This is a genomic window from Kribbella sp. NPDC055071, assembly GCF_053608045.1.
In genome coordinates this window covers 87,762-98,767 of sequence record NZ_JBSGUS010000005.1, presented here as the reverse complement: position 1 = coordinate 98,767, position 11,006 = coordinate 87,762, and the positions used below count along the sequence as shown (strand labels likewise).

The 11,006-nt window shown below is 68.8% G+C and carries 11 protein-coding genes; all 11 read right to left on the bottom strand.

Annotated elements, in window-relative coordinates; translation table 11 throughout:
• Nucleotides 1-169: 169 nt before the first annotated feature.
• The 11 genes from ACWF4Z_RS10815 to ftsW all read right to left on the bottom strand — a co-directional run bounded on the left by ACWF4Z_RS10815 (nucleotide 170) and on the right by ftsW (nucleotide 10,993).
• Nucleotides 170-931 (bottom strand): DivIVA domain-containing protein, encoded by a 762-nt coding sequence (locus ACWF4Z_RS10815; protein WP_452242769.1) that lies wholly within the window; start codon nucleotides 929-931, stop codon nucleotides 170-172.
• 258 nt (nucleotides 932-1,189) lie between these two features.
• Nucleotides 1,190-1,495: a YggT family protein gene (locus ACWF4Z_RS10810; RefSeq protein ID WP_452242768.1), complete on the bottom strand. Its 306-nt coding sequence runs from the start codon at nucleotides 1,493-1,495 to the stop codon at nucleotides 1,190-1,192.
• A 50-nt stretch (nucleotides 1,496-1,545) separates the two neighbouring features.
• Nucleotides 1,546-2,130: a cell division protein SepF gene (locus ACWF4Z_RS10805; RefSeq protein ID WP_452242767.1), complete on the bottom strand. Its 585-nt coding sequence runs from the start codon at nucleotides 2,128-2,130 to the stop codon at nucleotides 1,546-1,548.
• Nucleotides 2,131-2,203: 73 nt separating this feature from the next.
• Nucleotides 2,204-2,914 (bottom strand): YggS family pyridoxal phosphate-dependent enzyme, encoded by a 711-nt coding sequence (locus ACWF4Z_RS10800; protein ID WP_452242766.1) that lies wholly within the window; start codon nucleotides 2,912-2,914, stop codon nucleotides 2,204-2,206.
• Nucleotides 2,911-3,642, bottom strand: coding sequence for a peptidoglycan editing factor PgeF (pgeF, locus tag ACWF4Z_RS10795; protein WP_452242765.1), 732 nt, complete (start codon nucleotides 3,640-3,642; stop codon nucleotides 2,911-2,913). The genes ACWF4Z_RS10800 and pgeF overlap by 4 nt, the downstream gene beginning before the upstream one ends.
• A gap of 27 nt (nucleotides 3,643-3,669) precedes the next feature.
• Nucleotides 3,670-4,674 (bottom strand): S41 family peptidase, encoded by a 1,005-nt coding sequence (locus ACWF4Z_RS10790; protein ID WP_452242764.1) that lies wholly within the window; start codon nucleotides 4,672-4,674, stop codon nucleotides 3,670-3,672.
• A gap of 62 nt (nucleotides 4,675-4,736) precedes the next feature.
• On the bottom strand, nucleotides 4,737-6,248 hold the full coding sequence (ftsZ, locus tag ACWF4Z_RS10785) for a cell division protein FtsZ (protein ID WP_452242763.1): 1,512 nt from the start codon (nucleotides 6,246-6,248) through the stop codon (nucleotides 4,737-4,739).
• Nucleotides 6,249-6,408: 160 nt separating this feature from the next.
• Nucleotides 6,409-7,149: a cell division protein FtsQ/DivIB gene (locus ACWF4Z_RS10780; protein ID WP_452242762.1), complete on the bottom strand. Its 741-nt coding sequence runs from the start codon at nucleotides 7,147-7,149 to the stop codon at nucleotides 6,409-6,411.
• Nucleotides 7,150-7,167: 18 nt separating this feature from the next.
• Nucleotides 7,168-8,622, bottom strand: coding sequence for a UDP-N-acetylmuramate--L-alanine ligase (murC, locus tag ACWF4Z_RS10775; protein WP_452242761.1), 1,455 nt, complete (start codon nucleotides 8,620-8,622; stop codon nucleotides 7,168-7,170).
• Nucleotides 8,619-9,707, bottom strand: a complete 1,089-nt coding sequence (gene murG / locus ACWF4Z_RS10770) for an undecaprenyldiphospho-muramoylpentapeptide beta-N-acetylglucosaminyltransferase (protein WP_452242760.1) — start codon at nucleotides 9,705-9,707, stop codon at nucleotides 8,619-8,621. The genes murC and murG overlap by 4 nt, the downstream gene beginning before the upstream one ends.
• Before the next feature lie 26 nt (nucleotides 9,708-9,733).
• The gene (ftsW, locus tag ACWF4Z_RS10765; RefSeq protein ID WP_452242759.1) at nucleotides 9,734-10,993 is read right to left on the bottom strand and encodes a putative lipid II flippase FtsW; all 1,260 of its coding nucleotides are present in this window, start codon (nucleotides 10,991-10,993) and stop codon (nucleotides 9,734-9,736) included.
• Nucleotides 10,994-11,006 lie beyond the last annotated feature (13 nt).

Genomic DNA, 11,006 nt, shown 5'->3' with positions numbered 1-11,006 from the left:
GAAACCCCGCCGAGTGTTTACACGCCGTGACCGTGAGCCTGCGCGCGCGCCTCCGGGCGGAAGCCGTTGCCCGGATTGGGACCGTGTGTCAAAAGGGTCCGGACATGACGAAGAGGCGGTGCTGCCGGAAAGCACCGCCCCTTCGCAGGGGTCAAACCCCGCCGAGTGTTTACACGCCGTGACCGTGAGCCTGCGCGCGCGCCTCCGGGCGGAAGCCGTTGCGCGGGCTGAGCGTGTCGTCGCCGTTCCCGAGCGCCTTGAGCTGCTCGGTGAAGTACGTCTTCAGGCGGCTGCGGTACTCGCGCTCGTAGGCGTGCAGGTCGTCGATCGTGCGCTCCAGCTGGCCCTTCTGCTTCTCCAGGGTGCCGAGCATCTGAGCGCGACGCTCAGCGATCTCGCCGTCCAGCTTCTCGGCGCGGGCGCGAGCCTCGCCGGTCATCCGGTCGGCCTTGCCACGCGCCTCGTTCTCCAGGCGCTCGGCCTTGGCGCGAGCCTCGCCGATGATCTTGTCGGCGGTGTCCTTCGCCTCCTGGACCAGGTCGTCGGAGTGCTTGGTGGCCATCTCCAGCAGCCGCACGGCCGAGCTGGAGGCGTCCCCGACGGTCCCTGCCGCAGCAGCAGCACCCGGGGCCGCAACCACCGGCATCACGACCGGCGGCTCCTCCTTGGGCTTCTCGACCACGACCGGGGGCTTCGGCTGCTGCACGACCGGCGGCAGCGCGGCGGTCTGGTCGACCGGCCGCTCCTGTCCCGCTCCGGCGCGCTGGGCCGCCGCGAGCTTGGCCCGCAGCTCCTCGTTCTCGGCGAGAAGCCGCTCGAGCTCGGCCTCGACCTCGTCCAAGAAGGAGTCGACCTCTGTGACGTCGTAGCCCTCCCGTAGTCGGACGGGCGTGAATTGCTTCGAGCGGACGTCATCCGGCGTCAGCGGCATCTTTCACCTCGTTTGTCTGTGTCTTGGCGGAGTCCCCGTGGCGCAAACCTCGGCGACTCAGTAGATCACGTTATCGCTTCGTTGTGTTCTAACGGAATCCGGGCGGGCGATAACGTCGGATGCCCGGCAGTACGCCGGTCACGCATCGGCCCCGTTGTCGAGACTCTACCTACCCCGTTGCCGCCGCCCTCACCCTCGGACTGCTGCGCTGGCAACGGTTCCTGCCCCTACTGGATCACGCGGAGCAGGTCAGCAGGATCACAGCGAGCGCAGCGCCGTCGAGTTGATGGACATCGCCACCGACACGATGACGAAGAGCATCAGCATGGACAGGTCGATCCGCACGCCGCCGGCCCCGATCGGGGGCAGGATCCGGCGCAGCGGCCGCAGGATGGGATCGGTGATCGAGTAGATCAGCTCGAAGAAGAGCAGCAGCGGCCCTTTCGGGTGCCACTGGGGCGCGAACATGACGATCAGACTGAGCACGAACCTCGCCACCAGCACCAGGAAGAAGGCGAGCAGCACCCAGCTGAGAATGCTGAGGACGATCTCTAGAGCAACCATGTCTCCATGAGTGTAGAAGACGGCGGAAGGCCCGGAACCACACCGGAGCGTCAGCTCTGGTTGTAGAACCCGTCCGCGGCGATCTTCTCCTTCTCCTCGGCGGCGACCGTGACGTTGGGCGGGCAGACCAGGAACACCTTGGTGGTGATCCGCTCGATCGAGCCACGGCAGCAGAAGATCAGCCCGGCGGCGAAATCCACCAGCCGCTTGGCGTCCGCGTGGTCCATCTCGGTCAGGTTCATGATGACGGGCGTGCCGTCGCGGAAGTGCTCACCGATGACTCGCGCCTCGTTGTAGCTGCGCGGGTGCACGGTGGTGATGCGGGCCAACTCGGTAACCTCCGGGGACGGTACGACGCCACGTCGCTCTGGGAACTTGCTGACCGTGCCGCCCTGGTCGTCCCGCGGGTCGCGGCTGTCGCGGGACTCGCGACCGTCGCGCGTGTCGCGGGAGTCTCGGGTCTCGCGGCTCTCCCGGCCGGCAGGCACCGGCTCGGCCTCGTGGGACTCCCCGTCGACGGCTTCGTCCTCGTACTCGTCGTAGTCGTCGTACTCGTCGTCGTACCGGGCGTTGTAGCGCTCCCCGTCCTCGACCAAGCCGAGGTAGACACCCATCTTGCGCAACGCGCCGCTCATGGCCCTCCAGCCCCTCGATCCCGGTCTCGTACGACAACGGTGAGCAGGAAGCAAAACCTGCTCGATGTCGACACTAACCGAGTGAAGGACGCGTACCGAGTAAGGCGCGCCCGAGCCGCACGTGTGTCGCTCCGTGCCTGATCGCCGCCTCCAGATCGCCGGTCATCCCGGCCGAGATCCAATCGGCGCCGGCGTGTTCGGTGCGTAGCCGCGACGCTACCTCCAGAAGTGCCGCGAACGCCTCATCGGGGTCCGATCCCAGCGGCGCGACCGCCATCACTCCCCCGAGCTCGAGCGCTTCGGCCGCTGCGACCTCGGCGGCGAGCTCCAGTACGGCGTCCGGCTCGACACCACCACGGGCGACGCCGGTCGCGGCATCCGCCGTTCCGTACGACGCCAAGCTCACCTGCAGCAGACACCGCAGGGTCTTCTCCTCGGCCACCGCGGCCTTGGACAGCGCGGAGACGAGCGACGAACGGTCGACCGAGTGCACGACCGACGCCGACCGCACGACCGATCGAGCCTTCTTCGACTGGAGCTGGCCGACGAAGTGCCAGGTGAGGTCAGGGCACTCCGGCGCCTTCTCCTTGAGCTCCTGCTCGCGATTCTCGCCGACGTCGCGGACGCCGAGGCCTGCCAGCGTCCGCACGTCGCTGACTGGGAAGGTTTTGGTGATCGCCACGAGGGTGACCTCCTCCGGCGCCCTCCCGGCCGCCTGACAGGCCTTCTCGATCCGTTCCTGGGTCTGCTCGAGGTTGACCCGGAGCTCGTCCGCGCGGCTCATCGTGGCAGCAACCGGATCAGCCCGGCCATTCGCCCGCTCACCGGGCCTTCGCGCCGGTACGAGTACAGGTTCGCCGATTCGATCGTGCACGCGGTCGCGTCGACGATCTCGACGTCCAGGTCGTCGAGCTGGGAACGCACTCCGGCCGCGACATCGATCGACGGTGTACCCCAGCTCGTCTCGGCGTACGACGCCGGCACCCGCTCGGCGACCTCCGCCCGCATCTCGGCGGGCACCTCGTAACACTTCCCACATGCGTACGGTCCGAGCACGGCGGTGATCCGCTGCGCGCCGAGCTCCCGCATCGCTGCCACAGTCGCGGGGACGACGCCGGCGTACAGGCCACGTCGTCCGGAGTGCGCGGCCCCGACGACGCGGTTGCCGGAGTCGGCCAGCAAGACCGGCAGACAGTCGGCGGCTCGCACCGCGAGCACGACGTCGGTGCGGGTGGTGACCTGCGCATCCGCCACCGGTTGGGGGACGAACGGGACGGCGTCATCGGGGCCGACTACGTGCACGTCGCGGCCGTGGACCTGACCGACGCGGATCACCGCGTCGGGCCCGACTCCGAAGGCGTCCGCAACCTGCCGATAGTTGGCGAGGATCCGCTCCGGCTCCTCGCCGGTGCCGCCGAGGTTGAACTCGCCGTACGGCGGTTGACTCGCTCCGCCGAAGCGATCGGTGAACGCGAAGCGGACGTTGTCGAGAACCTCGTCGTAACCGAACACACCTGAAGGCTATCCAGCCAGGACCACTCAGGCAGTGACCGGCTCAACAGCTGGAGTCGTCCGCAGCTCGGCGATCGCTGCCCGCGCCTCCTCGGTGACCTCGCGGCGGCCTTCGCCGTCCTGCCGGGAGATCACGTGATCAAGCGCATGACCGAGGGCCAGTGCGAACGCCGCGTCGGCCGGCACCTCGAGATCAGGCGTGATCCCAGCGCCTTCCCAGTTCGTCCCGGACACCGGATTGACCGCCCGCGCGATCGGGACAGTGGCTTCGAGGTGGGGGTGGACGGTGAATCCTTCGCGCGGGTGCGCGCCACCGCGGGTGCGTTCGCCGACAACGACGGCACGGCCGAGTTGCTGGAGGTTGTAGGTCAACTCCTCGGCCGCCGAGAAGGTGGTCGACGAGGTCAGCACCCAGATCGGCTTGCTGCCACCGAACCGTGGCCCGACCAGCTGCGGCACAGTCCAGTACTGGCGAACCGATCCGGCGGACGGCGTGACCAGGTCGTTCAGGTGAACCGGTTCGTCCTCGAACAGGTAGCTGCACACGAGCGCGACCATGTCGGGCGAGCCACCACGGCAGCCGCGCAGATCCAGCAGCAACGCGTCGGTCGCCCACAGCATCGCCATCGCACCGGACAGCGCGGCCGCCGCGTATTTCGGCTCGAAGAGTGTCGGCCGGATCTCGAGTACGCCGATGTTCCCGGCCAGTCGCTCCGCTCGCGCCATCCCGGCCGCGTTCAGCTCGACCCGCCGTACCCAGGCAGCCTCTTCGGCGACCGGGTCCTCGTCGTCGTCGAACAACTCGTCGACGTGGAACAGCAGGCGAAGGTGCTTGTCCTCGTTACCGACCTGGAGGTCGGCGGTCACGCGTTCGGCCAACGCCTCGGGCTCGGTGAGGTCGTCGTACCGGCCCTCGGACCCGGCCGCGGTCAGCCGGTCGGCAACCTCCGCGCCGACCTCGGGGAACACGTAGTGGGTCCGGACCAGGGTGGCGACCTGGTCGATGACTGCGGCGATCTCGTCTGTACGCATGGCGGTCAGTGAAGCACCGCCGGCGCCGGACGTCCCTCGAATTTCCTACGTCGCGCTGTGTCTCATTTGAGGAAGTCGGGGATGTCGAGATCGTCGTCGTCGTTCTCGGGCTTGCGGGGCTGACGCTGCGGCGCCGGCTGTGACGGGGGTGGGGTCGACGGCGAGGTCGACGGGCCGTTGGTGGGCCAGGAGTGCTGGGTCGGCGCCGAGGTGCGCGGGGCCGGCGGCTGGCTGGTCGGCTGCGGTGTCCGCACCGGTTCGCCGGCCTGCGGGCGGGCCGAGTGGGTTGTGCCCACGCCCGGGCGCGGCTCGGTCGGGGCCGGCACCGGAATCGTGTCGTCGGTCGGCGACGGCGGATTCGTCGGCTGTCCAGTCGCCTGCGCAGGCGACTGAGTGGGCGCCGGGGTCGGCGGTTGGACGGCAGGGCCAGGGCCTGACTGTCCCGTCGTGCCGGGCTGACCCGGCACCGGCGGCGGCGCTGCCTGCTGAGCAGGCGCCTGAGGCTGCGCTTGCGGCTGCGTTTGAGGCTGGGCCGGGGTCGACGACATCGGGGCCGAGTAGGACTGCGACTCCGGACGGGACGACTGCGGGCGGGCCTGGCTCATCGCCTGCTCGCGGCGCTTCGGCATCCCGCCGTCGAAGCCCGCCGCGATCACGGTGACGCGGACCTCGTCGCCGAGCGCGTCGTCGATGACCGCGCCGAAGATGATGTTCGCGTCGGTGTGGGCGGACTCCGAAACCAGCTGGGCCGCCTCGTTGATCTCGAACAGCCCCAGGTCCGAGCCACCGGCGATCGAGAGCAGTACGCCGTGCGCGCCCTCGATGCTTGCCTCCAGCAACGGTGAGGAGATGGCCGCCTCGGCCGCCGCGACCGCACGGTCCTCACCGCGCGACGAACCGATGCCCATCAGCGCGGAGCCGGCATTCGACATGACCGCCTTGACGTCGGCGAAGTCGACGTTGATCAGGCCGGGCGTCGTGATCAGGTCGGTGATGCCGGAGACACCTTGCAGCAGCACCTGGTCGGCCTGCTTGAAGGCGTCCAGCACGGAGACGGCGCGGTCGGAGATCGTGAGCAGGCGATCGTTCGGGATGACGATCAGCGTGTCGACCTCTTCGCGGAGCGCGGCGATGCCGTCCTCGGCCTGGGTCGCACGGCGCTTCCCCTCGAACGAGAACGGCCGAGTCACCACACCGATGGTCAGCGCGCCGAGCGAGCGGGCGATCCGGGAGACCACGGGCGCGCCGCCGGTCCCGGTGCCGCCGCCCTCACCGGCGGTGACGAAGACCATGTCGGCGCCCTTCAGCGCCTCCTCGATCTCCTCGGAGTGGTCCTCGGCGGCCTTCTGCCCGATCGCCGGGTTCGCGCCGGCGCCGAGGCCGCGCGTCTCCTCCCGGCCGATGTCGAGCTTGACGTCCGCGTCGCTCATCAACAGCGCTTGCGCGTCGGTGTTGATGGCGATGAACTCAACGCCCTTCAGACCGTGCTCGATCATCCGGTTGACGGCGTTCACGCCGCCCCCGCCGATGCCGACGACCTTGATGAGTGCCAGGTAGTTCTGCGGTGCCGCCACGTCCGCGCCTCTCGCCTCGTTCGTTTCCCGTTGTCCAGCGAAAAGACTGAACCTCAACTGAATGCTTAGAGTTATGTCAACTTTAGATTACGACGCACGGTACGGGACGCTTCCGACCAAAGTCCACGCGCCTCGCCGTCGGCGGTCACGATGTGACCCGTCACCTCTTTTCCCCTTTGGTAACAGGGAGATCGGGCGCCGAGACGTCGTACACCTTCGCGTCGCGCTTCATCAGCACGCTGAGTACCTGCGCCTTGCGCTCGCTGTCATCGGAACTTCCCCAAACGACCTTGACCCCGGACGTCAGGTTCAGTGTGATCGAATCCGGCGATTGCGCCGAAATCGTCTCGACCTGTGTCCGCAGGGTGTCCGGTAGAGCGGCGGAAACCGTGACCACCGAGCGGATCGTGACATCGCGCCGGTTGCCGGTCACCTTCGCCTCCGGCAGCCCGGCCGGCCGGTTCGGCACCGATTTGAACGTCGAACCGGTCCCGTCGACCAGCTCGAAGCGTGAGCCGTCCGTCACCACGACCACCGGGACCCGTTCGGTGACAACGATCACGACCTTGTTCGGCCAGGCCCGGGTCACCTGTGCGTCCGCGACCGCCGGGATGGTCCGGACCCGGTCGGCGATCGAGCGCAGGTCGACCTTGGCCAGCGGCGTGCCGATCGGCGCCGCCGCCTCGTGCTCGATCGTTGCCACCGGCACCGTATCCGCGCCGCTCACGCGCACGCCGGCGACCGCGAAGGCGGACGAGTAGTAGAACAACCACACGACGGTCGCGGCCACAACGACCAGCACGCCGCCGGTCGCCCACGGAAGCCAACTCCGCCAGCGCACCAGCCGTTGCCGGCGCGCGAACCGCTGTTGTGCCCGAGCCAGGTCAGCGCTCTGGGTCATCCAAAGAACCCCACGCTGTTACGAAACCACAGGCTCGGCGGGCTCCGGCGCAGACTCGCGGGCGCGTTCGGCCAGCAGACCAACGACTTCCGGGCCGATCAGCGTCACGTCGCCGGCACCCATCGTCACGACCACGTCGCCGGGCTCGGCGAGCTCCGCGAGCACCTGCGGTACGGCGGACCACGACGGCTCGAACCGCACCTGCTCGGGCTTCAGCGGCACGTGGTTCGCGATCAGGGCACCGGTGACACCGGGCTCCGGGTCCTCACGGGCCGCGAAGATGTCCATCACCACGACCTCGTCGGCCAGCGCGAGCGCCTCGGAGAAGTCGGCGGCGAAGATCCTGGTCCGGCTGAACAGATGCGGCTGGAAGCACGCGATCACGCGCCCCTCCCCTGCCACCTGCCGCGCCGCGGCCAGGTCCACGGCGACCTCGGTCGGGTGGTGTGCGTACGAGTCGAAGACCCGCACCCCGTCCTCGAGCCCCTTGAACTCGAACCGCCGGCCGGTGCCGGTGAACGACGCCAGCCCCTCGGCCAGATCCGCCGCCGAGAAGCCGAGCCCGAGCCCGACCGTCAGCGCGGCCGAGGCGTTCAGGACGTTGTGCTTGCCCGCCTGCTGCAACTCCACGAGCGGCAGCTTCCGGCCGTGGTACACCGGCACGAACGACTGCGTCGCCCCGGTCGCGACGATCTCGGTGACGCGAAGGTCCGCGTCCTCGGCCTCGCCGTACGTCCGGACGTCGATGCCCCGCTCGACCGCGTACGACGCCAGCCGCCGGGCGCCCGCGTCGTCGTAGCAGATCACCATGAAACCACCGGGCAGCACGCGAGCGCAGAACTCCTCGAATGCCTTGCGGTAGCTGGCTTCGTCGCCGTAGTTGTCCAGGTGGTCCGGCTCGACCGACGTGACGATCGACACCTCGGGCGTGTAGGTCAGGAACGACTTGTCCGACTCGTCGGCCTCGGCGACGAACAGGTCACCGGTGCCGTCGTGGGCGTTGGAGCCCGACTCGTTCAGGTTGCCGCCGATCGCGTACGACGGATCGGCCGCGCAATGCTGCAACGCGACGGTCAGCATCGACGTCGTGGTCGTCTTGCCGTGCGTCCCGGCGACGGCGATCGTCCGCCGACCGACCATCACCGCGGCGAGCGCGGCGGCGCGCGGCAGGATCGGAATCCCGGCGGCCCGGGCCGCGACGACCTCGGGGTTGGTCTCCCGGATCGCGGTCGACACCACGACCGTGTCGACGCCGGCGACATGCTCAGCGGCGTGGCCGACCCAGCAGGTCGCGCCGAGCGCACGCAGCGCGGCGAGCACCTTGCCGTCCTTGGCGTCCGAACCGGACACCTCGATACCACGCGACGCCATGATCCGGGCGATCCCGGACATCCCGGCGCCACCGATTCCGACGAAATGCACCCGGCCGAGCTTCTCAGCCGGCAGCAGGGTGTCAGGAGCGGTCACGATCACGAAGCAGACCTCACCACATCGAGGATGATCCGCGCCAATCGGTCATCGGCATCGATCCGGATCACGCCTTTGGCTGCAGTGGACATGGCTGTCAGACGCGCGGTGTCGTGCAGAAGTTGCGGAACGGTCGAGCGAACCCACTCCGGGCTCACCGTCGCGTTGTCCACCAGCAGGCCGCCGCCCGCATCCACCACAGGCCTGGCGTTGAACGCTTGCTCACCGTTACCGATCGGCAGCGGAACGTAGATCGCGGGCAGTCCGACGCCGGAGACCTCCGTCACCGTGTTCGCGCCCGACCGGCAGACCACGAGATCGGCGGCCGCGTACGCGAGATCCATCCGGTCGACGTAGTTCAGCACCACGTAGGGCAGGGGCCCGGTCGGCGGAACCTCGAGAGTGCGCTTCGGCCCGATCGCGTGCAGCACCTGGATCCCGGCCGCCTGCAGATCCGCGGCCGCGCCGGCGAACGACTCGTTCAACTTCTGAGCGCCCTGCGAACCGCCGGTGACGAACACCGTCGGCGCATCCGGATCCAGCCCGAAGAACCGCCGCGCCTCGGCCCGCGAGGCGGCCCGGTCGAGCTGGGAGATGGCGCGCCGGATCGGCAGACCGACGTACTCGGCGTGTGGCAGCTCGGTGCCCGGGAACGAGGTCTTCACGTTCTGCGTGCAGTAGCGGGCGGCGAACTTGTTCGCGATGCCCGGCAGGGCGTTGCCCTCGTGCACCACGATCGGCGTCTTCCGCCGCCAGGCCGCGACGTACGCCGGCGTCGAGACATACCCACCGAAGCCGACCAGGACGTCGGCCTTGGCCTCGTCGAGGATGCGGCGGGCCGCGCTCACCGAGCCCAGCATCTTGCCGGGAACGGCGAACAACGCCGGGGTCGGCTTCCGTGGCAGCGGCACCGGCGGGATCAGCTCGAGCCGGTACCCGGCGTCCGGGACGACCCGGGTCTCCAGGCCGCGCTCGGTGCCGAGGGCGAGGATCTCGATGGTCGGATCGATCCGGCGCAGGGCGTCGGCGGTGGCGATCAGGGGTGAGGTGTGGCCGGCGCTACCGCCACCGGCCAGAACGATGCTGGGCACAGCTTTCAACGCTCCCGCGGATTCTCTCAGTCGTTCGCTCGCCGCGACGGCAACCATCCGAAGCGTGGCCGCCTGGTCTCCTTCAGGGCGGCTCGCGCGCCGGGTTCGGCCTTCGCGAAGGACAGCAGCATGCCGATCGCGATCAGCGTCGGCAGCAGTGCGGAACCACCGTACGACAAAAGCGGGAGCGGAATCCCCACGATCGGTAGCAGACCGATCACGGCACCCAGGTTGACCAGCGTCTGGGCCATCAGCCAGATCGTGATTCCGGCCGCCGCATAGCGGACGAACGGCTCGGTGTTCCGGGTCGCGATCCGCACTCCGGCGTACGCGAGAGTGAGGAACAGGGCGAGCACGGTGAGCGACCCGACCAGGCCGAGCTCCTCACCGATCACCGAGAAGATGAAGTCGGTGTGCGCCTCGGGCAGGTTGCCCCACTTCTGCCGGCTGTTGCCGATCCCGACACCCCACCAGCCACCGGTCGACAGCGCGTAGAACGAGTGGTACGCCTGCCAGCCGATCCCGGACGGGTCACCGAACGGGTTCATGAACGACGTCACCCGGTCGAGGCGGTGCTGCGCGGTCATCACGAAGTACGTCGCGATCGTGCCGACGACCGCGATCGTCGCGACGAACAACCTGGTCGGTGCCCCGACCACCCAGATCATGCCGATCATCACGGCCATCAGCACCAGCGCCGTCCCGAGGTCGCGCTGACCGACGACGAGAGCGATCACCAGACCGCAGACCGGGACCATTGGGACCAGCAGATGCTTCCACTGGGTGAGCAGTTTTTCCTTGCGGGCATAGAGATCCGCGCACCACATCACCATCGCCAGCTTGGCGAACTCGCTCGGCTGGATCTGCAACGGTCCACCGAGGTTCAGCCAGTTGGTGTTGCCGTTCACGCCGACGCCGAGCCCTGGGACGTAGGTGAGCACGAGCAGGAAGATCGAGCCGAGGAGTGCGACGTACGAGAGCATGCGGAAATGCCGCGGCGTCATCCGGGAGGCGACGTACGCCATCGGCAGACCGACGCCGACCCAGATCAACTGGCGGATGAAGATCGTGTAGCTGTTCCCGTTCGCGCGGAACGACAGCACGCTCGATGCCGACAGCACCATCAGCAACCCGAGCACCAGCAGCAGGCCGGTCGCCCCGAGCAGGATGTGGTACGACGTCAACGGCCGGTCCAGCACCTCCCGGATCGCCGCGATCCACGGCCGTTCCTGAACCCGTTCGCCGGCCTTCTTCCGCTGGTCCGGCTCGTCCGCGATCGATGTCACTCGATCACCCCCG